General features: G+C 74.6%; 27 protein-coding genes and 1 tRNA gene. 19 read left to right on the forward strand and 9 right to left on the reverse strand.

Annotated elements, in window-relative coordinates; translation table 11 throughout:
- Window positions 1-20: 20 nt before the first annotated feature.
- The 8 genes from ACN27B_RS13285 to ACN27B_RS13320 all read left to right on the forward strand — a co-directional run bounded on the left by ACN27B_RS13285 (window position 21) and on the right by ACN27B_RS13320 (window position 6,593).
- The gene (locus ACN27B_RS13285) at window positions 21-719 is read left to right on the forward strand and encodes a TFIIB-type zinc ribbon-containing protein (protein WP_342672789.1); all 699 of its coding nucleotides are present in this window, start codon (window positions 21-23) and stop codon (window positions 717-719) included.
- Window positions 720-837: 118 nt separating this feature from the next.
- Entirely contained in the window at window positions 838-996 is a 159-nt protein-coding gene (locus tag ACN27B_RS13290) for a hypothetical protein (protein ID WP_013283898.1), read from the forward strand.
- Between the two features lie 6 nt (window positions 997-1,002).
- Complete coding sequence (locus ACN27B_RS13295) at window positions 1,003-1,875, forward strand: PH domain-containing protein (RefSeq protein WP_422745197.1); 873 nt, start codon at window positions 1,003-1,005, stop codon at window positions 1,873-1,875.
- A gap of 103 nt (window positions 1,876-1,978) precedes the next feature.
- Window positions 1,979-2,809: a SigE family RNA polymerase sigma factor gene (locus ACN27B_RS13300; protein ID WP_099164785.1), complete on the forward strand. Its 831-nt coding sequence runs from the start codon at window positions 1,979-1,981 to the stop codon at window positions 2,807-2,809.
- Window positions 2,809-4,092: a hypothetical protein gene (locus ACN27B_RS13305; protein ID WP_422745199.1), complete on the forward strand. Its 1,284-nt coding sequence runs from the start codon at window positions 2,809-2,811 to the stop codon at window positions 4,090-4,092. The genes ACN27B_RS13300 and ACN27B_RS13305 overlap by 1 nt, the downstream gene beginning before the upstream one ends.
- A gap of 10 nt (window positions 4,093-4,102) precedes the next feature.
- The gene (locus ACN27B_RS13310) at window positions 4,103-4,969 is read left to right on the forward strand and encodes a PHP domain-containing protein (protein ID WP_098743787.1); all 867 of its coding nucleotides are present in this window, start codon (window positions 4,103-4,105) and stop codon (window positions 4,967-4,969) included.
- Between the two features lie 31 nt (window positions 4,970-5,000).
- Window positions 5,001-5,615 carry a MarC family protein gene (locus ACN27B_RS13315; RefSeq protein WP_091582616.1) on the forward strand — a complete coding sequence of 205 codons (615 nt, stop codon included), beginning with the start codon at window positions 5,001-5,003 and terminating at the stop codon, window positions 5,613-5,615.
- Between the two features lie 132 nt (window positions 5,616-5,747).
- On the forward strand, window positions 5,748-6,593 hold the full coding sequence (locus ACN27B_RS13320; protein WP_253866744.1) for a RecB family exonuclease: 846 nt from the start codon (window positions 5,748-5,750) through the stop codon (window positions 6,591-6,593).
- Between the two features lie 6 nt (window positions 6,594-6,599).
- Here ACN27B_RS13320 and ACN27B_RS13325 read toward each other — a convergent pair whose 3' ends face one another.
- Together ACN27B_RS13325 and ACN27B_RS13330 are read right to left on the reverse strand one after the other, a co-directional pair.
- On the reverse strand, window positions 6,600-7,451 hold the full coding sequence (locus ACN27B_RS13325) for an oxygenase MpaB family protein (protein WP_099162677.1): 852 nt from the start codon (window positions 7,449-7,451) through the stop codon (window positions 6,600-6,602).
- Between the two features lie 35 nt (window positions 7,452-7,486).
- Window positions 7,487-7,915 (reverse strand): Fur family transcriptional regulator, encoded by a 429-nt coding sequence (locus ACN27B_RS13330; RefSeq protein WP_091582607.1) that lies wholly within the window; start codon window positions 7,913-7,915, stop codon window positions 7,487-7,489.
- Between the two features lie 162 nt (window positions 7,916-8,077).
- On the opposite strand from ACN27B_RS13330, the gene ACN27B_RS13335 reads away from it, so the two are divergent.
- The gene (locus ACN27B_RS13335; protein ID WP_091584230.1) at window positions 8,078-8,560 is read left to right on the forward strand and encodes a DUF2231 domain-containing protein; all 483 of its coding nucleotides are present in this window, start codon (window positions 8,078-8,080) and stop codon (window positions 8,558-8,560) included.
- Window positions 8,561-8,566: 6 nt separating this feature from the next.
- On the opposite strand, the gene ACN27B_RS13340 is transcribed toward ACN27B_RS13335, so the two are convergent.
- Complete coding sequence (locus ACN27B_RS13340; protein WP_422745203.1) at window positions 8,567-9,160, reverse strand: hypothetical protein; 594 nt, start codon at window positions 9,158-9,160, stop codon at window positions 8,567-8,569.
- Between the two features lie 114 nt (window positions 9,161-9,274).
- On the opposite strand from ACN27B_RS13340, the gene ACN27B_RS13345 reads away from it, so the two are divergent.
- Window positions 9,275-9,451 (forward strand): hypothetical protein, encoded by a 177-nt coding sequence (locus tag ACN27B_RS13345; protein ID WP_172967859.1) that lies wholly within the window; start codon window positions 9,275-9,277, stop codon window positions 9,449-9,451.
- Between the two features lie 21 nt (window positions 9,452-9,472).
- On the opposite strand, the gene ACN27B_RS13350 is transcribed toward ACN27B_RS13345, so the two are convergent.
- Together ACN27B_RS13350 and ACN27B_RS13355 are read right to left on the reverse strand one after the other, a co-directional pair.
- Entirely contained in the window at window positions 9,473-9,955 is a 483-nt protein-coding gene (locus ACN27B_RS13350) for a flagellar biosynthesis protein FlgA (protein ID WP_099162676.1), read from the reverse strand.
- Window positions 9,956-10,136: 181 nt separating this feature from the next.
- Entirely contained in the window at window positions 10,137-10,442 is a 306-nt protein-coding gene (locus ACN27B_RS13355; protein ID WP_371682302.1) for an FmdB family zinc ribbon protein, read from the reverse strand.
- Here ACN27B_RS13355 and ACN27B_RS13360 point away from each other — a divergent pair.
- Window positions 10,372-10,521, forward strand: a complete 150-nt coding sequence (locus ACN27B_RS13360; RefSeq protein WP_342672793.1) for a hypothetical protein — start codon at window positions 10,372-10,374, stop codon at window positions 10,519-10,521. The two genes, ACN27B_RS13355 and ACN27B_RS13360, sit on opposite strands and share 71 nt — an antisense overlap.
- A 34-nt stretch (window positions 10,522-10,555) precedes the next feature.
- Here the strand turns inward: ACN27B_RS13360 and ACN27B_RS13365 are convergent, their stop codons facing one another.
- The gene (locus ACN27B_RS13365) at window positions 10,556-11,203 is read right to left on the reverse strand and encodes a 5-formyltetrahydrofolate cyclo-ligase (RefSeq protein WP_422745205.1); all 648 of its coding nucleotides are present in this window, start codon (window positions 11,201-11,203) and stop codon (window positions 10,556-10,558) included.
- Between the two features lie 82 nt (window positions 11,204-11,285).
- Here ACN27B_RS13365 and ACN27B_RS13370 point away from each other — a divergent pair, with 82 nt between their 5' ends.
- The 6 genes from ACN27B_RS13370 to ACN27B_RS13395 all read left to right on the forward strand — a co-directional run bounded on the left by ACN27B_RS13370 (window position 11,286) and on the right by ACN27B_RS13395 (window position 17,754).
- Window positions 11,286-13,475, forward strand: coding sequence for a diguanylate cyclase (locus ACN27B_RS13370; protein ID WP_422745207.1), 2,190 nt, complete (start codon window positions 11,286-11,288; stop codon window positions 13,473-13,475).
- Between the two features lie 9 nt (window positions 13,476-13,484).
- Entirely contained in the window at window positions 13,485-14,474 is a 990-nt protein-coding gene (locus ACN27B_RS13375; RefSeq protein ID WP_099162673.1) for a UTP--glucose-1-phosphate uridylyltransferase, read from the forward strand.
- Complete coding sequence (glp, locus tag ACN27B_RS13380; RefSeq protein WP_091582594.1) at window positions 14,471-15,784, forward strand: gephyrin-like molybdotransferase Glp; 1,314 nt, start codon at window positions 14,471-14,473, stop codon at window positions 15,782-15,784. Before ACN27B_RS13375 ends, glp begins: the two co-directional genes overlap by 4 nt.
- 108 nt (window positions 15,785-15,892) lie before the next feature.
- Window positions 15,893-16,534 carry a GNAT family N-acetyltransferase gene (locus ACN27B_RS13385; protein ID WP_099162672.1) on the forward strand — a complete coding sequence of 214 codons (642 nt, stop codon included), beginning with the start codon at window positions 15,893-15,895 and terminating at the stop codon, window positions 16,532-16,534.
- A gap of 179 nt (window positions 16,535-16,713) precedes the next feature.
- Window positions 16,714-17,496: a hypothetical protein gene (locus ACN27B_RS13390; RefSeq protein ID WP_176558730.1), complete on the forward strand. Its 783-nt coding sequence runs from the start codon at window positions 16,714-16,716 to the stop codon at window positions 17,494-17,496.
- 184 nt (window positions 17,497-17,680) lie between these two features.
- A tRNA-Ala gene (locus tag ACN27B_RS13395) sits at window positions 17,681-17,754 on the forward strand.
- 43 nt (window positions 17,755-17,797) lie between these two features.
- Here ACN27B_RS13395 and ACN27B_RS13400 read toward each other — a convergent pair.
- Window positions 17,798-18,187 (reverse strand): VOC family protein, encoded by a 390-nt coding sequence (locus tag ACN27B_RS13400; protein ID WP_422745211.1) that lies wholly within the window; start codon window positions 18,185-18,187, stop codon window positions 17,798-17,800.
- 212 nt (window positions 18,188-18,399) lie between these two features.
- Here ACN27B_RS13400 and ACN27B_RS13405 point away from each other — a divergent pair, with 212 nt between their 5' ends.
- Both ACN27B_RS13405 and ACN27B_RS13410 read left to right on the forward strand, forming a co-directional pair.
- A complete protein-coding gene (locus ACN27B_RS13405; RefSeq protein WP_422745213.1) occupies window positions 18,400-20,514 on the forward strand; it encodes a cellulase family glycosylhydrolase in 2,115 nt (704 codons plus the stop codon).
- 100 nt (window positions 20,515-20,614) lie between these two features.
- Entirely contained in the window at window positions 20,615-21,484 is an 870-nt protein-coding gene (locus ACN27B_RS13410) for an alpha/beta fold hydrolase (protein ID WP_422745215.1), read from the forward strand.
- 6 nt (window positions 21,485-21,490) lie between these two features.
- Here the strand turns inward: ACN27B_RS13410 and ACN27B_RS13415 are convergent, their stop codons facing one another.
- A complete protein-coding gene (locus ACN27B_RS13415; RefSeq protein ID WP_099162667.1) occupies window positions 21,491-21,955 on the reverse strand; it encodes a hypothetical protein in 465 nt (154 codons plus the stop codon).
- A gap of 70 nt (window positions 21,956-22,025) precedes the next feature.
- Window positions 22,026-22,652, reverse strand: a complete 627-nt coding sequence (locus ACN27B_RS13420) for a G5 domain-containing protein (protein WP_422745217.1) — start codon at window positions 22,650-22,652, stop codon at window positions 22,026-22,028.
- Between the last annotated feature and the right edge of the window lie 22 nt (window positions 22,653-22,674).

Genomic DNA, 22,674 nt, shown 5'->3' on the forward strand with positions numbered 1-22,674 from the left:
CCCGGGGTGACGGTGAAGGCGTGACTGTCGCGGTGAGTTGTCCGAAGTGTGCGGGCCCGGTACGCGAGCCCGACCTGATGCACGGCGAGTACCGGTGCCTGCGTTGCGGGCCGGTCGCGCCCCTGCACGTGCCGGAGCACATCGGCGCCGAGATCATGGCCAGCGTGGTGGAGCGGGTGGCCGCCGACGGGGAGCCGGCCGACCGGCCCGGCATGCCGCTGTGGTGCCCGTGGCCACTGCCGCCGGGCTGGACGCTGACCGGGGTGGCCTGGGCCGGCGACGACCGGGCCGGGGTCCGCGCCACCGTGGTCGCCTGCGCCGGCCCGGCCCCGCTCGACGGTGGACCGGCCGACCTGATCTTCGTCGCCGAGGAACCCGGCGTGGGTCTCGGTTCCCGCTTCGCGGGACTGCCCGGCCCCGACCCCGGCCCGCAGGTCGAGGAGGCGCTGACCGATCCCGGCCCTGGTCATCCCGAGCGTCTGCCGCACGCGAAGATCCGGGTGGGCGGCCATCCCACTCCACTGTGGCTCGTTCGTTCCGAAACGGATCGAAGTGCGTACGCCGGCGAGGCTCGGGGAATGTGGCTCCATGCGATAGCCTGGCCGGCGAGTGCGGGTCACCTCCTCGCGGAAGAAGTCGTGCTGCACGACCTCACCGAGTGGACACCGCCCGAACTCGTGTACGGCGCACCGTCCCCGTACCTGCACGGGCAGGCCTGACCGGCCGGCACCGGCGAGTCGGGGAGCGGACGCAGATATTCACGGACAGACGCCATGCTGATACTCTGGGTGCCGCTGCGGTAAACGGACCCGGCTCCGCGCGAGAGGATGGCCCGCTATGGTCAAGAAGGTCCTCACCTGGGCCGGCATCGCATTCTTGATCTTCTTCGTTGCGTACCGGCCCAACTCCGCCGCCGACGTCTTCAAGTCCCTGGGCGGCGGCATCATGGACATCGCACAGGGCTTCGGCGACTTCTTCACCAACCTGGTCGCCTAACCGCACATGGGAAGCCCCTCCGGTCCACCCTACGACCCGGACGATCCCGACCGGGCACGCCGGGAGCGCGACACCGAGCCGATCCCCCGGATCGACCCGGACGACGGTCCCGGTTACGGCGCCGGCCCCGCCTACGGCGGCGGACCCTCCCTGTCGGACGACGCCGCCTTCGGCGACGGCCCCGGCTACGCGGGCGAGGGTCGCTCCGGTCGTGGCTGGGCGCGCGACCCGGAGGGCTACCCGGAGCAGCCGATCTCCGAGGAGGAGCTGGCCGGTCTCCGGGCCGACGCCTCCGGCATGGCGCCCCGCCGGGTGCTGCCGATGGAGGACGAGCCGAGCGCGCTGGCGGCCCGCTACCTCTTCCCGACCGAGCGCTTCCGCGGTGAGTGGAAGCGCCACTGGGTGCACCTGAGCACGCCGATCATCGTCGGCGTCGCGGCCACCTTCGTGCTCGGCTACCTCTCCGGCTTCCTCGCCGGGCGGGACGTCGGCGCGCTCACCACGGTCGCGGTGCTGCTCTGGTTCGGGGTGATGGGCTGGGTCGCCTGGCGGGTCGCCGACTGGTGGTACGACCGCTTCATCCTGACCAACAAGCGGGTGATGGTGGTCAACGGGATCATCACCCGGCGGGTCGCGATGATGCCGCTGGTCCGGGTCACCGACATGAAGTACGAGCAGACGCCGACCGGCCGCGCCCTCAACTACGGCACGTTCGTGCTGGAGTCGGCGGGTCAGGAGCAGGCGCTCCGCGAGATCAAGAACCTGCCCAACCCGAACGAGCTCTACCTGCGCGTGGTCGAGGAGATGTACGAGCCGCAGGCCGTGGAGGCGCGGATCGGCAAGGAGCAGGACGAGGCGAAGGCCGACGACGGCGCCTGAAACTTTTCGTCCGAACATCGGATGAAGTGCACACCTTTTGCCGACGTGACCACCCGTCCAGCCATGGGAGCCTGCCAGGCAGGACGGGGGCGCGGAGGTGAGCGTGGCGAGCAGGGATCCGCTGGAGGAGGAGTTCCGCGAGTTCGTCGCGGCCCGCTCCGGCGCCCTGCTGCGCACGGCCTACCTGCTGGCCGGCGACTGGGCGACCGCCGAGGACCTGCTCCAGACCGCCCTGACCAAGACCTACCTGGCCTGGAAGCGGCTCGGCGGGATCGACGCCATCGAGCCGTACGCCCGCCGGGTCCTGGTCAACACGTCCACCAGCTGGTGGCGTCGCCGGTGGCACGGTGAACGACCGACCGAGGTGCTGCCGGAGCGGGCCGGTGTCGACGAGATCGAGCAGCAGCTCGACCGGGACGCGCTCTGGCGGCACCTGCAGGCGTTGCCGGCGCGGCAACGGGCCGTGCTGGTGCTGCGCTTCTACGAGGACATGTCGGAGGCGCAGACGGCGGCCCTGCTGGAGATCTCGCCGGGCACCGTCAAGAGCCAGACCTCCCGGGCGTTGAACACGCTGCGCCGCCGGCTCGGCTCGGAGGCGGCCCTGGGCCTGCCGACCGATCCGGTCGAGCGGTCCGCCGAACCGGTCGTCCGCGGCGCGCCCGCCCCGAGCGGGCCGCGCACCCGACCCGCAGCGACCCGCCAACCCGCCGCGCCGGCCCCCCGCGTCCCGGCCGGTTCCGCCGGCCGCCCCGCCGTGTCAGCGGCCCCCCGCACCCCGGCCCGACCGGTCGGCGCCCCGGCGTCCCACACCCCGGCCGGGCCGGTCGGCGCCCCGGCCGAGCCCGCCCGGCGGCCCGCCGGAGCCGCCCGCCCGGCGTCGCCGCCGGCCGCCGCGCCGGTCCGTCCCGCCGTCCCGGTCGCGGCGGAGACCTGATGAGCGGCATCCGGCAGCACGCCGACAACCGGACGGGCGGCCCGGAGCGTCCATTCCCCGTGAGCGAGGACGAGCTGGAGCGGGCGCTGCGGGACACGCTGTCCCGTCAGGTCGCCACGCCCCGACCTCTCGGCGCCGACCCGGCCGGCGCGGCGATGCGCCGGGCGCGCCGCGCCGGCCGCCGTCGCGCGCTCACCGGCCTGGCCCTCGCCGGCGTGGCGACGGTCCTGGTCACCGCCGGGATGGCACAGATCACCGGGCCGGCGGGGACCGGCGGCACGCCCACCGTGGTGCTCGGCGACCCGCCCGGGTTCTCCCCGTCCCCGTTCCCCGCGGAATCCACGCCGGCGACCCGGTCCGGCTCCGTCCGTGCCGAACTCGACCTGCTCGTCGACGGCTGGCTGGAGGCCAGCGGCGGCGAACGGCGGGCGCTGACCGGGGTGGACGGGGTCGAGCGGGCACAGCGCGTCCACGACCAGGGCGGCTGGCTGGTGACCTCGGCGGCCACCGCGGCCGGCCGTACCCTCTGGTGGGTGCCGCCGACCGACCGCAACACGCCGCAGGTCATGCTCGCCGCCGCGGACGCGGTCGCGATCTCCGCCGACGGTCGGCAGGTGGCCTGGCGGGACGGCCCGGAGCTGATCGCCGCCGGGGTGGTCGCCGGGCAGCTCATCGCGCCCGTCCGGGTGACCGCGCCGGCCGGCGTGGTGCCGGTCGGCTTTACCGGCGACGACGTGCTCCTCCGGCAGCCCGACCAGGGCGGGATGAGTGTCTGGCGGCGAGCCGCGGGCGGCCTGCCGGGCTCGGCGAACCCGGACGTCCACGCCGTCTACGGGGCCCGGCCGGACGGTCGGCTGATCGGCCTGGTCACCGCCGGCGCGGCGCGGCAACCCTGCCTGGCGCTGCTCGACCCGGCACGCGGGCTCGCCCCGGTGCGGACGGGCTGCGGCGCGAAGCCGGCCGTCGACGGCCTCGGCGGTGTCTCGCCCGACGGGCGGTGGCTCCTGGTGAACGGCGCCGGACACGCCGCCCAACTGGTCGACCTGACCGACCTGGGGGGCACCCCGGCGGCCCACCCGGCGGGCCCCGCGCTCTCCGGCGCGGTCGCCTGGTCCCGGGCCGGCGTCGCGTTGCACGTGGACGCCGCGGGCGAGCTGGTCCGGGTCGAACCCAAGCGGGTGCTGGCCGGCGAGCAACCGACCCCGTCGGCGGTCTCCGGGGTGACCACGGGCACGCGACCCGTCGTGGTGGCCGACGTCCCCACCGCGCCCGACGGGGCGTAGCGTCGGGCGGGTGAGCGCCTCCGCCCGCATCGACCTGCACACCCACTCCACCGCGAGCGACGGCACGCTCCGCCCGGCCGACCTGGTCCGCGCCGCCGCCGACGCGGGCCTCGACGTGGTGGCGCTCACCGACCACGACACGACGGCGGGCTGGGCGGACGCGGTCGCCGCCCTGCCGCGCGGCCTCACCCTGATCCGCGGCGCGGAGCTGTCCTGTCGCTGGTTCGGTGTCGAGCCGGCGATCCCGCTGCACCTGCTCGCGTACCTCTTCGACCCCGACGAGCCCGAGCTGGCCGCGGAACTGGCCCGGGTCCGGCGGGCCCGGGAGGAGCGGGGCGAGCGGATCGTCCGGCTGCTCCAGGCCGACGGCATCCCGGTGAGCTGGTCGGAGATCCTGGCCGGCGCGGCGGGCGGCACGGTCGGCCGCCCGCACATCGCCCAGGCGCTGATCCGCGCCGGCCTGGTCGCCACCACCACCGAGGCGTTCGGCCCGGACTGGCTGGGGGAGCGGTACCGGCTGCCGAAGGACGACATCGACGTGTTCCGCGCCGTGGCGCTGGTGCGGTCGGCCGGCGGCGTGCCCGTCTTCGCCCACCCGAGGGCCAGCCGGCGCGGCCGGATCGTGCCCGACGACCTGATCGTGCAGCTGGCGGCGGCCGGCCTGGCCGGCCTGGAGGCCGACCACGAGGACCACAGCCCGGCCGAGCGGGAACACGTCCGGCGGCTCGCCGCCGAGCTGGGACTGCTGGTCACCGGCTCGTCGGACTTCCACGGCACGCACAAGACCGTGCGGCTCGGCGCGTTCACCACCGGACCCGAGGCGTACGAGCGGATCGTCGGGCTGGCCCGGGGGGTGACCCCGGTCGCTTCAGGCTGAAGCGTTCCGACGGCACCGCTACCGTGTCCGCGTGGATCTCAAGCTCTTCGGCGAGGTCTTCGTGACCCTGCTGGTGATCGTCGACCCGCCCGGAATGATGCCCATCTTCCTCGCGCTCACCGGGCCGCTGCCCGCCCGCGACCGGAACCGGGCCGCCTGGCAGGCCGTCGCGCTGGCGCTCGGGGTCATCGTGATCTTCGCGGTGGCGGGGCAGACCCTCCTGGCCTACCTGCACGTCGACCTGCCCGCGTTGCAGGCCGCCGGCGGCCTGCTGCTGGTGCTGGTGGCGCTGGAGCTGCTGACCGGCAAGGCGGACGACCCGAGCCAGCAGGTCACCTCGAACATCGCGCTGGTGCCGCTGGGCACCCCGCTGCTGGCCGGCCCCGGTGCCATCGTGGCCACCATGCTGTTCGTGCAGCGGGCCGGCGGCGTCGCCGACTACGTCGCGATCGCCCTGGCCATCGTGGCGGTGATGGTGGCCGTCTGGGTGGTGCTGCGCTTCTCCGGCGGGATCGTCAAGGTGCTCCGTCCGGGCGGCATCGAGGTGCTGACCCGGATCGCCGGCCTGCTGCTGGCCGCCATCGCCGTGCAGCTCATCGCCGACGCGATCGCCGCCTTCGTGACCGAATACCTCAACAACGCCTGAGCCGGCCGGCCGCTGTCGCACCCGGATGGCAGGATCTCAGGCGTGCGACGACCCTCACCGACCGGACGACCCGCCGGCGGCCGGCCGCCCCGGCCCCGCGCCGAGCAGGCCGAGCAGCTCGGCTTCGAGGGCATGCCGGAGCGGCTCTTCGTCTGCACCCCCAGCAAGCTCGGCGCCTACGCCGACTGTCCCCGTCGCTACCGCTACGCCTACGTGGACCGCCCGGCCCCGCCCAAGGGGCCGCCGTGGGCGCACAACTCGCTCGGCGCCAGCGTGCACACCGCGCTCAAGAACTGGTATGCGTTGGCCTCCGACCGCCGGCGCCCCGAGGTGCTCGGCACGCTGCTCAAGGGCACCTGGGTCCGCGAGGGCTACCGCGACGACGAGCAGGAGCGCGACGCCTTCCGGCGGGCGCTGGCCTGGCTGGAGTCCTACGTGGCGGGCCTCGACCCGGCCGACGAGCCGGTCGGCGTCGAGCGGGTGGTCGCGGTGAAGACCGCGGTGCTGGCGTTCAACGGCCGCACCGACCGGATCGACTCCCGCCCCGGCCCGGACGGCCGGCCCGAGCTGGTCATCGTCGACTACAAGACCGGCCGCACCGGGCTGGACGCCGACGACGCGCGCGGCTCGCAGGCGCTCGCGCTCTACGCGTACGCGGCGGAGCGGGTGTTCCGCAAGCCGTGCCGCCGGGTCGAGCTGCACCACCTGCCCACCGGCACGGTCGCCGCGCACGAGCACACGCCCGAGTCGCTGCACCGGCAGCTCACCCGCGCGGAGGACACCGCCCGCGACATCATGGCCGCCGAACGGGCGGTCGCCGACGGAGCCGATCCCGACGCGGCGTTCCCCACCGAGCCGGGACCCCGGTGCGGCTGGTGCGACTACCGGCGCACCTGCCCGACCGGCGCGCAGACCCCGGGCAAGGAGCCCTGGTCCGCCGTCGACCGCCTCGCCGAGCCGGTCGGCGACGCCGACTGACGCGTCTCAGGCCGCCGCGAGACGGGCGGCGCGCTCCTTGGCGGCCTGCTGCAACGGCCCCTCCCGATAGCGCCGGGGCACCGCCGCCAGCGCGAGTCGCAGCGCCCGCACGCCCAGGTCCGCCGACATCGCGGTGGTGGGCAGGCCGAGTCCGCCGTAGAGCCGCAGCGCCCAGGGCGGCAGCAACCCCAGGGCGGTCCCGGCGACCCCCAGGTACGCCCAGCGCGGCGGACCGAGCGTCAGGCCGAGCCTCATCGGCAGGCTGAGCTTCCACGGGATCGGTGGCGCGGTGAGGAACAGCGCGGTCTCGGCCGCCTCCCGGGTCATCCGCAATTGCGGACGGACGTCCCGGTAGTAGGCCGCGACCTCGGCGGCGGTGCCCGGCACGTCGGTCAGGTCCAGCCCCACCAGGGCCGCCGACCGGCGCTGCTCGGTGTAGTAGCCGTCCACCTCGTCGTCGCTCAACGCCAGCCCGGCCCGCCGGGCGGTGCTCACGAACGACTCGACCTCGGTGACGTGCACCCAGCGCAGCAGGTCGGGGTCGTCGACGCGGAACTCCTCGCCGGTGAACGGGTCGGTGGCGCGCATCCGGGCGTGCAGCGTGCGCAGCCGCCGGCCGGCCGCCTCCGCCTCGGCGGTGGTGCCGTAGATCGTCGTCGCCACGTAGGTCGCCGTCCGGACCAGGCGGCCCCAGGCGTCGGAGCGGTAGTTGCTGTTCTGCGCGACACCGGCCATCGCGCGTGGGTGCAACGCCTGCAGGTAGAGCGAGCGCAGGCCGGCGACGATCAGGATCGGCTCCTCGTGCACCTTCCACGTGACCGACCCCGGACCGAACAGGCCGAGATCCTCGGTGTCCACCGGTCAAGAGTGCCACGCCGGGCGCGGGCGCCTCGTCAGACGTCGGCGGAACGGCGGGACTGGCAGGCCGGGCAGAGCCCCCAGAAGGTCACTTCCGCCTCGTCCAGTTCGAAGCCGTGCGCCACGTTCGGGTCCAGGCAGGGCGCGCTGCCGACCGCGCAGTCCACGTCGGCGATCTCGCCGCACCCGCGGCACACCACGTGGTGGTGGTTGTCGCCCACCCGCGCCTCGTAGCGGGCCGGGCTGCCGGCCGGCTCGATCCGGCGGGACAGGCCGGCCCGGGACAACGCGCCGAGCACGTCGTAGACCGCCTGGGTGGAGACCGAGTCCAGTCGCTGGCGGACCCGCCGGGTGATCTCGTCGACCTCCAGGTGGCCGCCACCGGAGAGCACGTCGAGCACGGCGAGGCGGGGCCGGGTGACCCGCAGGCCCCGCGACCGGAGCAACTCCTCACCCGTGGACATGGATCCATGACAGCACGGGGTCGGCGGGCCGACAAGCGAGCGTTCTTCGCGGGTGGTCGGGGCCACAGCGTGAACCGGAACGGTGCGGCACGCGTGTGTCGATGTAGGCCACGCTTCGTCGTACGCTGACCGCGCGGTTCCACCCACTTGCCGGAGGTGTCGGTGTTCAGGGAAGTCAACGGTCTCCCGGGCCACGTCCTGGTCATTCACGCCGCGGTGGTGCTCGTGCCGCTGCTGGCGCTGCTCACCGTCGCGTACGGGGTGCTGCCCCGCTGGCGGCCCCGGCTGGACTGGGCGGTGGGCGCGCTCGCCGTGGTCACCCCGATCGTCACCTGGGTGGCGACGGAGTCCGGCGAGGAGCTGGAGGAGGCGCTGGAGTCGCGGGGCTACCCCGCCGAGGGGCTCCAGAAGATCCACGAACATTCCGAGTACGGGGAGACGCTGCTCTGGTTCACGCTGGGCCTGGCCGTCGTGGCGCTCCTGCTGCTGCTGGTGACCAGCCGCTTCACCCGGGACCGGAACCTGCCCCGCTGGCTGCCCCTGGCGCTCACCGCCGTGGCGGCCGTGCTCGCGGTCTTCGCGCTGGTGTACGTCTACCTGACCGGCGACAGCGGCGCCAAGATGGTGTGGGACGGGATCGTCTGACGCCGGTCAGAACAGCACGCGCGAGCACAGCAGGCAGGTGAGCAGCACCAGCACCGCGCCGACGACCGCGCCGACGCCGTAGGTGACCCGCTGGGCGCGCTGCTCCGCCTGGTCCATGGCGGCCATGTCCTGCGGTGGGAGTCGTCGTGGCGGTGGCGTCCGCACGTGCACCGGCGGCCGCCAACCGGGCGGCGGAGGGGTGCTCGGCGGTGGCCCGGCGTACCCGGCCGGCGCCTGGTCCCCGGACGGGTCCGGCAGGTCGCCGGCCGTCGCGGCCCAACCACCGGGCGCGGCCGGGTCCGGCCGGGCCCAGGGACTCTCCATCGCCCCCTCACGGGACCACGGGCTGGTGGACCCGGACGGTTCGGCCTCCGCTGTGGCGGTCCCCGCCGCGCCGGTGGCCGGCTCCGGCTCGGCCGCTGCGGCACCCTGCCCCTCCCGGGGCGGGCCGGCTTCCGGTGTACCGGCCGGCCGCGCCGGGACCGCCGTCTCGTCGGCGCCCGCCGGCTGCTCCGTCATCGCGGTCTCGTCGGCGTCGGCCGGATGCTCCGGGCGTCGCCAGGTCTCGTCGTCGGGGCTGCCACCGCTCGGCGTCGTCACGCCGTCCGACGCTACCAACGCCCCGGCCGCTCGGCCGCCCGACGCGGCGACGGCGGCTCGCCCGCCCGCGTCACGGCGGACCCGTCCGGCCGGGCGGCGGTATCGTTGTCGCTCGTGACCGACCCCGGCATCCGGGTCCCGCGCGGCGACGACGACCGCGTGGTCGACCTCAGCGACGATCTCGTGGTGCTGCCCGAGCAGACCACCGACGACACCGACCACGGGTGGGGCGAGCGCCCCGGCCGCGACGACGACTGGCTGCTCGCCGAGCGCCCGCCGCACTGGGGCTGACCCGGGCGGGCCCGGCCGGCGTCAGCCGCGTACCACCACGGCGAAGCGGCTGCCCTCGGGCAGGCCGACGGCGCGACGCGCCTGCTCCGGCGGGAGCGCCAGATAGAGCGCCGAGGTGCCGTCAACCGCCCCGGCCGCGCCCACCACGTCCAGCACCAGTGCGCGCGGGGCGACCACTGTCGGCTCGGCCGCCCCACCGGCCGGCACGACGAGCAGATCCACCCGGGCGCCCGGTCGCAGCACCGCGAGGGCGGCCGGCTCGGCCAGCCGGACCGGCACCCCGACCGCCCCGGCGGGCAGTGTCGGCGCTCCCGAGGGCGGCGTGCCCGCCCCGGCCGTGGGGCCGGCGGCCGGCTCCGGACCGGGCGGGCAGCCGGCCGGGGTCTGGAACACGGCTGCGGCCAGCCCGAGCAGCACCGCGACCGCGGTCACCCGCAGCAGGGTTCGGCGCCGGGGCAGACCACGCCAGCGAACCGGACGCAACGTCCCCTCGTCACCCGCCACCGTCGTCCCTCCCGCCGACCGGACCGTCGCCCAGGAGGCTAGGCGCGCCCACCCGTCACGCGCCGTCCCTGTGGACAACCCCGGCGCCCTGTGGACAACCGCCCGTCGCGCCCTCGACCGAGCGGGCACGCGAACGTGGCCGCCCCCGGGTACGGGAGCGGCCACGGTCGGGGAGCGTGGGTCAGGTGGAGCTGGACGCCGCCGGCGTCTTGCTCGCCGAGGAGCCCGACGTCGAACCGGACGACCCCGAGGACGACGAGCCGGACGAGGACGAACCGGACGACGAGGACGAGGAGTCGGACGACGAGGACGACTCGGACTTCGCCGGCTTGCTCGCGGCGGCGGCGGTGTCGGAACCGGACGAACGCGAGTCCGTGCGGTAGAAGCCGGAGCCCTTGAACACGATGCCGACGGAGTTGAAGAGCTTGCGCAGCCGCCCCTCACACGCCGGGCACTCGGTCAGCGGCTCGTCCGAGAAGGACTGCACCGCCTCGAGCTGGTGGCCGCACGCGGTGCAGGCGTACTGGTACGTGGGCACGTTCTCCTCCGGATCTCAGACGGCCTGACTGGCACTCGTGGTCTTCGAGTGCCAATGGTGCGTCATCGCACCCGGGTTCGTCCAGCGGAAGCGCCCGGCCCCACACCCGGCACCGCGACCAGCCCGTCGGACGGGGTGATCACGCAGTGCACCGGGCGGTCGTGCGGACCGGCGGGAACCGAGGTCACCAGCTCGCCGTCGTGCAGCAGCGCCACGGTCGGCACGCCGGCCGGCACCCGGGCCAGCGCCCGGTCGTACGAGCCGCCACCCCGGCCGAGGCGGACGCCCCGGCGGTCCACCGCCAGCGCCGGCACCACCACCAGGTCGGCCCCGGCCACGGCGGCGCGGCCCAGGGGCGGACCGGTCGGCTCGCGCAGGCCCCGCCCGGCGGCGCGCAGCGACTCCCGGCCGGTGTAGGCGGCCCAGTCCAGGTCCAGGTCGTCTCGGAGCACCGGCAGGAGCAGCCCGGCGTCGGCCGGCAGCGCCGCCCGCAGCACGTCGGGCAGGTCGTCGCCGCCGGGCTCGGAGGCCACCGGCACGTACGCGGTCATCCGGGCCGGGCGCAGCCGGCGTACCAGGGCCACCAGCTCGGCCTGCACGGACGCCGCGGCCTCGGCCCGGCGTGGCGCGGGCAGCGACCGACGCGCGGCGAGCAGCGCGACGCGCAGCTCCCGCTTCGCCTCGTGCACGTCATCCGAAAATTTCGGCATGCAACACTCCTGACGCAACGCTTGCCTACCGGTCGCTCTGTGTCAGCATCGCACCAAGGGGCGCGGAACTTCCGGGGGGAAGATGACGCTACGTGGGCGGTTGACGGCGGCGTTCCTCGTGGTGGTCCTCGGCCCCGTCCTGCTCGGCGCGTTCTTCGTCGGGGCCACGCTGAGCGCGGTCGACCGCAGCCGCGCCACCGAGCGGCTGGGCCTGGCCGCGGCCGGCGTGCGGACCTCGGTCGACGCGCTCTGCCAGCAACTGCGCGCGGCGGCCGACGCGGTCGCGCTGGCCGCCGACCCGCTCGGCCGGTCGCGCGTCGCCGATCAGGTGGTCGGCCGGGGCCTGGCCGCCGCCGTCCGCATCGCCGACCCCGCGGGGGACACCCGCTACGCCACCGCCGGTGGCCCGACCCGCCCGTGGCAGGACTGCGCCGGTGCGCCCGGCGGGCCGGTCGGCGCGCTCGCCGCCGAGGTCCGGCTCCGCGACCCGGCCGGCGCCGACCTGGGCGCGGTCGCCGCCGCGCAGCCCGTCGACCCGGCCTTCGTGGCGCGGCTCGCCGCCGTGACCGGCGTCGGGGTCACCCTCCTCGACGACCCCGGGCGGATCACCCACACGACCGAGGACCAGGGGGTACGCGCAGCGGTGCTGGCCGCCGCCCGCAGGGCGGACGGGGACCGGGTGGCCGGGACCGGCGACGGTCGCTACGTGCGCCGGGTGGGGCCGTCACCGGGGCAGCCGTTGCCGCTGGTGCTCTCCGTGCCCGGCGAGCGGCCGCCCGGCCTGTACGGCGGACTGCTCGCGGCCGTCGCGCTGGCCGCCCTGCTGGCCGTGCTGGCCGCCTGGCGGCTGGCCCGGGTGACCACCCGGCCGCTGGTCGAGCTGGCCGGCGCGGTGGACCGGGTGGCGCACGGCGACCTGACCACCCGGGTGCCGGTGCGCAGCCGGGACGAGATCGGCCGACTGGCCGACGCGTTCAACCGGATGACCCGGGAGACCGGCAGCTACGTGGCGGCGCTCACCAGCAGCCGGGACCAGCTCCGCAACCACCTGGCGGTGCTCGGCGACACCCTCGCCAGCACGCACGACCTGCAACGCATCCTGCGGGTGATCCTGGACAGCGCGATCGCCGCGACCGGCGCCCGGGCCGGCGCGGTGCTGCTGCTCGACGGCGACGGCGTGCTGGTCGGCCAGTGCGTCGAAGGGCTGACCGGACGCTGGCCGACGGGTGAACCAGCCGACCCGGCGACGCTGCGGGTGCCGGTGGGCGCCGGGGTGGTCGGCGCGGTCGCGGCGACCGGGGAGCCGCTGCGCGGCCGGTGGGCGCCGCCCGACGCGCCGGCCGGGGAGCCGTCCTGCGAGACGTACGTGGCGGTGCCGTTCGCCGCCCCGGGCGCCGCCGAGTCGCGCGGCCCGGACCGGCCGGGCCACCCGCCGGCCGACGGCGACCCGCCCGCCCCGCCCGGTGGGGCGCTCGGCGTGCTGGCCCTCTACGACCGGCTCGGCGGCCACGAGTTCGACGACGACGACCTGGTCACGCTGCGGACCTTCGCCGGCCACGCGGCGGTGGCGGTGGAGAACGTCCGGGTGCACGAGGAGGCGCAGCGGCTCTCCCTGACCGACCCGCTGACCGGGCTGTGGAACTACCGCTACCTGCGCGAGTCGATCCGGCGGGAGGTGGAGCGGGCGAACCGGTTCGGCCGGATGCTCAGCGTGCTCGCCCTGGACCTGGACCGGTTCAAGGACGTCAACGACACCTGGGGGCACGCCGCCGGGGACGCGGTGCTGGTCGAGTTCGCCCGCCGGGTGCGCGGCGTGATCCGCGAGGTCGACCTGGCGTTCCGGCAGGGCGGCGAGGAGTTCGTGGTGCTGCTGCCGGAGACCGACGCGCGCGGCGCCACGATCGTCGCCGAGCGGCTCGGCGCGGTGGTGCGGGACCAGCCGGTGCCGGTCGAGGGGCACGGCGACGAGCCGGTCCGGGTGCCGGTGACGGTCTCCATCGGCATCGCCGTCTACCCGGACCACGCCGCCGGCGGCCAGCAGGTGTTGGACGCCGCCGACGACGCGCTCTACGCGGCGAAGGCCGCCGGCCGGGACGGCTACCGCCTGGCCCCGGTCCCGGATCCGGCTCCCACGCAGGAGATTCCGGTGGTGGCGGCCACGGTCAGCCCGCCGGACGGACTGCCCCGGGCCGGCACGGCGGACCCGACGGGCACCGCACAGGGCGGCGCGTCTTCCGGTCCTCACCCGCCGCGGCAGAGCCGTGGCCGATAGTCTCGCGGCATGTCGGAGCACTCAGCGAACCCCTCAGCGACCCCCGGTCGCTCCCGCGCGGTCAAGGCCGTCATCCCGGCCGCCGGCCTGGCCACCCGGTTCCTGCCGGCCACCAAGGCGGTCCCGAAGGAACTGCTGCCGGTCGTCGACCGGCCGGTGCTGCAGTACATCGTCGAGGAGGCCACGCAGGCCGGCATCGGCGACGTGCTGCTGATCACCGGGCGGGGCAAGACCTCGATGGTGGACCACTTCGACCGGCGGCCGGACCTGGAGGATCGGCTCGCCAAGAAGCCCGAGCTGCTCGCCGCGGTCAAGCGCACCGAGGAACTGGCCGCCGTCTACACGGTCCGCCAGCCGGAGCAGCTCGGCCTGGGCCACGCCGTCGGGTACGCCGAGTCGCACGTCGGCGACGCGCCCTTCGCGGTGCTGCTCGGCGACGAGTTCGTCAAGCCCTCCGAGCCGCTGCTGCCGGCCATGCTGGAGCTGCAGGCCCGCACCGGCGGTGTGGTGCTCGCGTTCTTCGAGGTCGACCCCGCCGAGACCAGCCGGTACGGGATCGCCTCCGTCGAGCCGGCCGAGTCGGAATACGCCGACATCGCCGAGGTCGTCAAGGTCACCGGCATGGTCGAGAAGCCCAGCCCGGAGGACGCCCCCAGCAACCTGGCCGTCCTCGGCCGGTACGTGCTTCCCGGGAAGATCTTCGACGCGATCCGGCGCACCGAGCCGGGCAGCGGCGGCGAGATCCAGCTGACCGACGCGATGGAGCTGCTGCGGACCGAGGGCGTGCCGGTGCACGCCATCGTCTACCGGGGCACCCGCTACGACACCGGCATGCCGCTCGGCTACCTCCAGACCGTGGTGCAGATCGCGGCCGAGCGGGAGGACCTGGGCGCCGAGTTCCGCAAGTGGCTGGCCGAGTTCGTCAACAAGGGCGACGAGACGGTCACCGACGCCATCCTCAACGGCCTGCGCGACACGTCCGGCGGTGCCGATACATGACCGCGACGGCCGACGCCGAGGCGGCCGCGAACGAGTTGACGCCGCTCGCCGACTACCTGGGCAGTGTGCTGCGCAGGTTACGCGCGCTGCCTCCGCTCGACCTCGACCTGACCCAGGCGTACGGCAACGTGCTCGCCGAGGACGTGGTCGCCCCGCACTCCTACCCCGCCTTCGACCAGGCGGCGGTGGACGGGTACGCCGCGCGCTGGGAGGACATCTCCGGAGGGAGCCGGGGGCCGGGCTATGTCCCGGCCCCCTCCGGTATGCCCGGCGGGCGCAGCATCCGGCTCAACGTGGTCGGCGACCTGGGCGCGCCGAGCTGGCGACCGGTCCGGCTCACCCCCGGCTCGTGCTTCTCGGTGGCGGCCGGCGCGCCGCTGCCGATCGGCGCCGACGTGGTGGTGCCGGTGGAGTGGACCGACCAGGGCATGGCTGCGGTGGAGATCTTCCGCGCGCCCAAGCGGGGCTACGGCCTGCGTCGCGCCGGCGAGGAACTGGTCGCCGGCACGCTGCTGGCCCGCGCCGGCGCGTACGTCTCGCCGGCCCTGGTCGCCGTGTTCGCGGCCACCGGCATCGGCCACGTGGTGGTACGCCCGAGCCCCCGGGTGGTCATCGTGGCCACCGGCGACGAGCTGGTGGACGTGGGCCGGGGCAGCCAGCCCGGCCAGGTGGTGGACACCAACTCGCACGCGTTGACGGCGGCGGCGGCCGAGGCGGGCGCGCTCGCGTACCGGGTGGGGATCTGCGACGACGACCCGGAGGCGCTGCGCGGCCTGCTGGAGGACCAGACGCTGCGCGCCGACCTGATCATCACCACCGGCGGCACCGGCACCGGCCCCGGCGACATGGTCCGCCGGATCCTGTCCCGCCGCGACGGCGGCCGGGCCGGGCCGGTCACCTTCACAGAGGTGGCCCTCTATCCCGGAACCGCCCTCGGGTTCGGTACGGTCGGCGCCGAGGAGGTGCCGGTGGTGTGTCTTCCCGGTGAGCCCGGCGCGGCGCTGATCGGCTTCGAGGTGCTGGCCCGCCCGGCCATCCAACTGTTGGCCGGCGCCGAGCCGGTGTTCCGGCCCAGCGTCCGCGCGCACCTGCTGGAGACGGTCTCGTCGCCGGTGGGGCTGCGCGAGTTCCGGCCCGCGCACGTGGCCGAGCGACGGGGCGGCGGCTACACCGTGCAGCCGCTGGCCGGCGGCCCGTTCACGCTGTCCGGCCTGGCCGAGGCGAACGGTCTGCTGGTGCTCGGCGAACGGGTCCAGACCGCCGCGGCGGGGTCCACGGTGGACGTTCTCCTGCTGGACAGACGCCGGTGAGCGCGAGGAGTGAGCTTGCGAGCCCCGCAGTCGCGAACGGAAGGCTGGCTCGGTGAGCGCGAGGAGTGAGCTTGCGAGCCCCGCAGTCGCGAGCGGACGGCTGACGCGGTGAGGTTCCGGCGGGCGCCGGGGTGGCCGGCGGTGCTGGTGGACGGTCCGGTGGTGCTGCGGCCGTACCGGCGGTCCGACGCCCTCGCCTGGTCCGAGATCCGCCGGGCGAACCGGAGTTGGCTGGCCCCGTGGGAGTCGCACGTGCCGGGCAGTTGGGACGAGACGAACTCCCCGGCCGCGTTCCGGCTGGTCCACGCCGACCAGCGCAGGTCGGCGCGTACCGGAGACGGGATGCCGTTCGCGGTCTGCCTGCGCTCCGACGGGCGGGAACGGCTGGTCGGGCACCTCAACGTGGGCAGCATCGTGCGGCGGGCGTTCTGCTCCGGGTACGTGGGCTACTGGGTGGACTCCCGGGTGGCCGGTCGTGGCGTGATCCCGACCGCCGTGGCGCTCGCCGTGGACCACGCGTTCGGCCCGGGCGGCCTGCACCGGATCGAGGTGAACATCCGGCCGGAGAACGTCCCCTCCCGGCGGGTGGTGGAGAAGCTGGGCTTCCGGGAGGAGGCCTATCACGTGCGCTACATGCACATCGACGGCGCGTGGCGGGACCACATCGGATACGCGATGACCGGCGAGGAAGTGGCCGCCGAGGGCGGTCTGCTGGCGCGGTGGCACCGCGTACGTGACACCCGGCGGTGACGCGTTCGGACCGTGACCGCCCGGCGCGGCGCACGGTGAACCGGGTCGGCGGCCCGTAACCTCAAGTAACTGCAAGCTGTGGCAAGCGCTGCCCGCCCGCACGATGTGCGCCGTTAACGACGGTCGACGGAAGAAGTTGCGGCCGTGTGGCGCTCGCCCCGAACTTGGTGACGGGAGGGGTGAGGGTGCCCACGTCGGTGCTCCTCGCCGTCCTCGCCGCCGCCGGTCTGCTCGCCCTCGCTCCGGCGCTGGTCCGCCGGTACGACGCCACCGAGCGGCTGGTGGCGGAGCGGGCGCAGTCGACGGCGCGGGTGCTCCAGCGCCAGCGTCGACGCCGGACCGTGCCCGGGCGGCGACCGCTGCACCCGCCGCGCGCCCTCGTGGTCACCCTCAGTGAGGACTCCGACACGGGCAGTCTCGCCCGGCCGGTCTCCGCGCCACCCGTGCGGCGCCGCTCCGGCCGGCTCCGGCCCGTCTCGGCCGTCCCGGCGCAGTCCCGCCGACGGCACCCGCCCCGGCGTCGGCACACCCCCGCGGTCTACCGGCGTCGCCGGGTGCTCGCCGCGCTGCTGCTGCTCAACCTGGTCGAGCTGGTCGGCGTGGTGCTGGTCGGCCCCGGGTTCTGGATCAGCGTCTCGGTGACCGGCGCGTTGCTCGTCGCGTACGTCGTGCACCTGCGCCAGCGCGCCCTGGCCGAGCGCCGGCGGCGGCGCGCGGAGGCCCGGGAAGCCGCCTGGCTGGCCGCCCGCCAGGCCGAGGTGCGCCGTGAGCAGGCCCGCCGCGCGGCGGCCCGGCGGGAGGCGCAGCGCCGGCTGGCCGCCCAGCGCGAGGCGGTCCGGCGTACGGCGATGGGCCTGGACCGCCCGGCGGACCTGCCCCCGGCCGCGAGCGGTGGCTCGGTGTCCTACCGACGGGCGGGTGGCCTGCGCGGCCGCCCCTACCAGTCCGGCCGAGGCGCCTGACCTCTCTTGATCGACTCCAGTTCGGGGAAGTGGCGGTGTCCCAGTGCGCCGGATGCCTCCACTTCCCCAACCTGGCGCTGCCGGGTCCGGTGGGGTGATTCGCGTGGCGGGCGTGCGACCTGTTAGCCTTGTCGCCGACCCGCCCGGTGCGAGCCGGGTGGGATCAACGCTGGTTCGCCAGCGGGGGGCTGTGGCGCAGACCGGTAGCGCACCTCGTTCGCATCGAGGGGGTCAGGGGTTCAAATCCCCTCAGCTCCACCCAGTTCGAAGGCCGTTCCCGCTCGGCGGGGACGGCCTTCTGTCAGTCCTGCGGCCCGCGGCTGTCGGCTCCGTCCGGCTGCCAGAGCTGGACGACGTTGCCCTCCGGATCGCGCAGGCTGGCGAACCGGCCGTTCGGGTACTCCTCCGGGTCGACCTCGACGGCGATGCCCGCGCCGCGGAGTTGGGTGACCATGGCATCCAGGTCGGCGACCCGGAAGTTGAGCGACCAGGAGTGCTCCGCGCCGCCGAAGTGCTCGGAGTCCGGTGGCATGGCCGCCAGGACGGTGGGGCCGGCCTGCTGCCACCAGGAGGAGACCTCGTAGGACTCCGGCGCCAGGTCGACCCCGAGGTGGGTGGCGTACCAGCGGTTGACCCGGTCCGGGTTCTGGGCGCGGAAGAAGACCCCGCCGATGCCCGTCACACGTTCCACTGTGTCTCCCCTCGATCGCGGTGTCCTCGCACCTTACGGGCGGGCGTTGCGCGGCCGGTCGGTACCGCGCCGACCGCGCATGCTTCGCGAACGCCACGTGCATCTATCGGTGCCGATTGACAATGTTTGGAATCCAAACTTACTCTCGCGCTGGGCGGGTGCGCGCCCCGCCTGTCCCGTCCACGCGCACACCCCACCACGAAGGAATCCCGATGCTCGGCTTTTCCCGTACCGCGAACCGGGCCCGATTGCGGGTCGGCCTGGTCGCGGCGACCGCCGCGACGCTCGTGGCCGGCACCGCCCTCCTGGCGACCAACGCCCAGGCGGCGGCCGGCTGCCGCGTGAGCTACACGACCGCCAGCCAGTGGGCCGGCGGCTTCACCGCCAACGTCTCCGTGACCAATCTCGGTGACCCGGTCAACGGCTGGAACCTGCGCTGGACGTTCCCGTCCGGCCAGCAGGTCACCCAGGCGTGGAACGCCACGGTCACCTCCTCCGGCGCCCAGGTCACCGCCACCAACGTCAGCTACAACGCCGCGATCCCCACCAACGGCAGCGTCTCGTTCGGCTTCAACGGATCCTGGTCCGGCGCCAACACCGCGCCGACCTCGTTCTCGCTCAACGGGGTGGCCTGCACCGGCGGCGTCGGCGGGACCACGCCGCCGCCCACCACCACGCCCCCGCCCACCACGCCGCCCCCAACCACCCCGCCCCCCACCACGCCGCCGCCGGCCGGCAACGCGATGGCGGCCGTCGCCGCCATGCAGCCCGGCTGGAACCTCGGCAACTCGTTCGACGCCGTCGGGGCGGACGAGACGGCGTGGGGCAACCCGCGGGTGACCCAGGCGCTGCTGGACAACGTGCGGGCACAGGGCTTCAACAGCATCCGGATCCCGGTGACCTGGAGCAACCACCACGGCGGTGCGCCGAACTACACCATCGACGCGGCCTGGCTCAGCCGGGTACGCGAGGTGGTCGGCTGGGCCCTCGCGGACGGCTTCTACGTGGTGATCAACATCCACCACGACTCGTGGCAGTGGATCAACACGATGCCCACCGACCGCACCACCGTGCTGAACCGCTACAACGCGCTCTGGACCCAGATCGCCGCCGCGTTCCGGGACAGCTCGTCGAAGCTCGTCTTCGAGAGCGTCAACGAGCCGCAGTTCACCGGCAGCTCCGGCGACGCGCAGAACGCCAGCCTGCTCAACGAGCTGAACACCTCGTTCCACCGCATCGTCCGCCAGTCCGGCGGCGGCAACGCCAGCCGGCTGCTCGTGCTGCCGACCCTGCACACCTCCGCCGAGCAGGCCCGGGTCGACGAGCTGACCAGCACGTTCAACTCCCTGAACGACCCGAACCTGATCGCCACCGTGCACTTCTACGGCTACTGGCCGTTCAGCGTCAACATCGCCGGCGGCACCCGGTTCGACGCGACCGTGCAGCAGGACCTGACCGACCAGTTCGACCGGGTCCACAACGCCTTCGTCGCCCGCAACATCCCGGTCATCATCGGCGAGTACGGCCTGCTCGGCTTCGACCGCCACACCGGCACCATCGAACAGGGCGAGAAGCTGAAGTTCTTCGAGTTCCTCGGCCACTACGCGCGCAGCCGCAAGCTGACCACCCAGCTCTGGGACAACGGCCAGCACTTCGACCGGACGTCCTTCGTGTGGAAGGACCCCGAGCTGTTCGCGCAGATCAGGTCGAGCTGGACCACCCGCTCCGGCACCGCGTCCAGCGATCAGGTGTACGTGCCGCGCACCGGCTCGATCACCGCCAAGAGCCTGACGCTCAACCTGAACGGCACCACGTTCCAGGGGCTGCGCCAGGGCACCACCGACCTGGTCAACGGCACCGACTACACGATCTCCGGCAGCACCCTCACGCTCACCGCGTCCGCGCTGACCCGGCTGGTCGGCTCCCGCGCGTACGGCGTGAACGCCAACCTCCAGGCCCGCTTCTCCGCCGGCGTGCCGTGGCGGATCAGCATCATCACGTACGACCCGCCGGTGCTCGGCAACGCCACCGGCCCGGCCGGCGGGTTCACCCTGCCGGCGCAGTTCCGGGGCGACCAGCTGGCCACCATGGAGGCCAGGTACGCCGACGGCAGCAACGCCGGCCCGCAGAACTGGACGTCGTTCAAGGAGTTCGACGTGACCTTCGCGCCGAACTACAGCAGCAACACGATCACGCTGAAGCCCGAGTTCTTCGCCGAGGTCAACGACGGCCAGCGGGTCACCCTGACGTTCCACTTCTGGAGCGGCACCACGCTGACCTACCACGTCACCGAGTCCGGGGGCACCGTCACCGGCACGGTGAGCTGACCGCGACGGCGCGGCTCGCGGCGGTGGGCGTCGACACCGCCGCGAGCCGTGCCTTTCGCGCCGGCCGATGACTTTCCGGCCCGACGCCGGTCGACAGGGCATGACCACACAGACGCTCCAGACACCCGAGGTCGACCTCGTCTACGACGTGCACGAACCCCGCGCGGCCGCCGGCGCGCACCGGCCCCTGTTCATGATCGGCCAGCCGATGTGCGCCGACGGCTTCACCGTGCTGGCCTCGCACTTCCCGGACCGCACCGTCGTCACGTACGACCCGCGCGGGCTCGGCCGCAGCGTGCGCAAGGACGGTCGCACCGACGCCGTGCCCGAGGTCCAGGCCGCGGACGTACGCGCCGTCGTCGACGCCCTCGGCGCGGGTCCGGTCGACATGTTCGCCAGCAGCGGCGGGGCGGTGACCGCGCTCGCCCTGGTGGCGGCGTACCCGGGCACGGTGGCCACGCTGGTGGCGCACGAACCGCCGCTGGTCGCGCTGCTCCCCGACGCCGAGGCCGCCGCGCGGGCCACGGCCGCCTGCCAGGAGGCGTACGACAAGCGCGGCTGGGGCGCCGGCATGGCCGCGTTCATGGCCATGACGTCCTGGCGGGGCGAGTTCACCGACGACTACTTCGCCCGGCCCGCGCCGGACCCGGCCGCGTTCGGGCTGCCGACCGCTGACGACGGCACCCGGGACGACCCGCTGCTCTCCGACCGGTCCACGGCGGTCACCAGCTACCGGCCGGACGTCGAGGCGCTACGCGTGACGCGTACCCGGGTCGTCCTCGCGGTCGGCGAGGAGTCCGCGGAGACCCTCACCGCGCGCACGACGGCGGCGGCGGCCGAGCTGCTCGGCGGGCGGCCGGCGGTCTTCCCCAGCCACCACGGCGGCTTCCTCGGCGACCAGGGCGGCTACGCCGGCAAGCCGGACGAGTTCGCCGCCCGGCTCCGGGAGATTCTCGACGCCTCGGCCTGACCGGGCTCAGGCACGGCGCAGGTCGGCGACCATGACCGGGTAAGGGCCGGCAGGCGTGTCCGGGTCCGCCTGGTCGGCGGGCACCACGTTCTCCATCCGCAACCGCACCGTCGTCGGGTCGGCGGCGTCGAGGGTGATCCGCCACCCCCAGCCGCCGCCGTACTCGGCGGACAGCTCGACCTCCGGCACCCCGCCCGTCGTGCCGGCGAGCGTCATCGCGGTGGGCTGCTGGTGCCACGAGTCGCCCCACCAGGCGGCCAGCGAACCCGGCTCGTCCCCGGCGGCGATCACGAGCAGCCCGTCCTGCGGCCCGTCCGTCGGGTGCGCCCACGAGTACGACACCGTGGTCAGGTGGCCGCCGGCAGCCGTCGCCACGGTCAGCGTCGCGGGCGACTCGGCGAGCGGGTCGGCGGGCATCAGCCGGAAGCCGTTGGTGCCGATCCAGGAGCCGGTGGCGTCAGCGAGAACCATCGGGCCAGCATAGGGGCGAGGAAGCCGCCCGACCGTCCTCAGGCGAGTGTCGTACCGGGCTTCCGCGGGATCAGTCGCAGCCGATCCCGTCGCCGTCGCGATCCAGGTCGTAGATGTCGCTGCCGATGACCCCGACCGGACCGGTCACGTACGCCGGACCGTCGCCGCTGCCTCCGGAGCAGTCCACGTCGCTCGCGATCGGCACGCACGCTCCGCTGTAGTTCGGGTCGCACTGGCGCGTCTGCTTGGTGCCGACCGCGACCACCTGCGTGACCGGCTGCTTCGTGACCACGGACCGGAGCAGCTTCTTCGAGGTCTGCACCCCGTCGGTGACGGTCACCTGGTAGGTGAGGGTGCGGACTCCGGTGACGCCGCGAGTCCGTACCTTCTTGGTCCCCTTCGCGAGGGTGGGGTCCTTGACCGTCCGGGTGGAATAGGCGATCTTCGCGGTCGAGGTGACGGTCCTGATCTGCACCTGAGGCGACGGAGAGGCGCTCGGGCTCGCCTCGGTCGGGGTTGCGGTCGGCGTTGAGCTTGGTAGATCAACGACCGCCGGTGCCGGTGCCGCCGCCTCGACTTCGCTAGGGGCGGACGTGGCTGGTGCGGCATCCTTCTTGCCCGGTCCGCCCGGGGAGTCGGTGGCGGCGCCGATCGCCACACCGCCGCAGCAGCACAGCACGACCACGCCCGCGGACACGACCGCGACCTTGGCTCCGCCA

Source organism: Micromonospora sp. WMMD754 (assembly GCF_049315235.1).
Taxonomy (GTDB): domain Bacteria; phylum Actinomycetota; class Actinomycetes; order Mycobacteriales; family Micromonosporaceae; genus Micromonospora; species Micromonospora sediminicola.

Coding starts and splice junctions, on each gene's coding strand:
- ACN27B_RS13290 (WP_013283898.1), top strand. CDS start 838: ATGGTCAAGAAGGTCCTCACCTGGGCCGGCATCGCATTCTTGATCTTC.
- ACN27B_RS13295 (WP_422745197.1), top strand. CDS start 1,003: ATGGGAAGCCCCTCCGGTCCACCCTACGACCCGGACGATCCCGACCGG.
- ACN27B_RS13305 (WP_422745199.1), top strand. CDS start 2,809: ATGAGCGGCATCCGGCAGCACGCCGACAACCGGACGGGCGGCCCGGAG.
- ACN27B_RS13320 (WP_253866744.1), top strand. CDS start 5,748: ATGCCGGAGCGGCTCTTCGTCTGCACCCCCAGCAAGCTCGGCGCCTAC.
- ACN27B_RS13330 (WP_091582607.1), bottom strand. CDS start 7,915: ATGTCCACGGGTGAGGAGTTGCTCCGGTCGCGGGGCCTGCGGGTCACC.
- ACN27B_RS13365 (WP_422745205.1), bottom strand. CDS start 11,203: ATGCCGAAATTTTCGGATGACGTGCACGAGGCGAAGCGGGAGCTGCGC.
- ACN27B_RS13370 (WP_422745207.1), top strand. CDS start 11,286: ATGACGCTACGTGGGCGGTTGACGGCGGCGTTCCTCGTGGTGGTCCTC.
- ACN27B_RS13375 (WP_099162673.1), top strand. CDS start 13,485: ATGTCGGAGCACTCAGCGAACCCCTCAGCGACCCCCGGTCGCTCCCGC.
- glp (WP_091582594.1), top strand. CDS start 14,471: ATGACCGCGACGGCCGACGCCGAGGCGGCCGCGAACGAGTTGACGCCG.
- ACN27B_RS13405 (WP_422745213.1), top strand. CDS start 18,400: ATGCTCGGCTTTTCCCGTACCGCGAACCGGGCCCGATTGCGGGTCGGC.
- ACN27B_RS13410 (WP_422745215.1), top strand. CDS start 20,615: ATGACCACACAGACGCTCCAGACACCCGAGGTCGACCTCGTCTACGAC.
- ACN27B_RS13415 (WP_099162667.1), bottom strand. CDS start 21,955: ATGGTTCTCGCTGACGCCACCGGCTCCTGGATCGGCACCAACGGCTTC.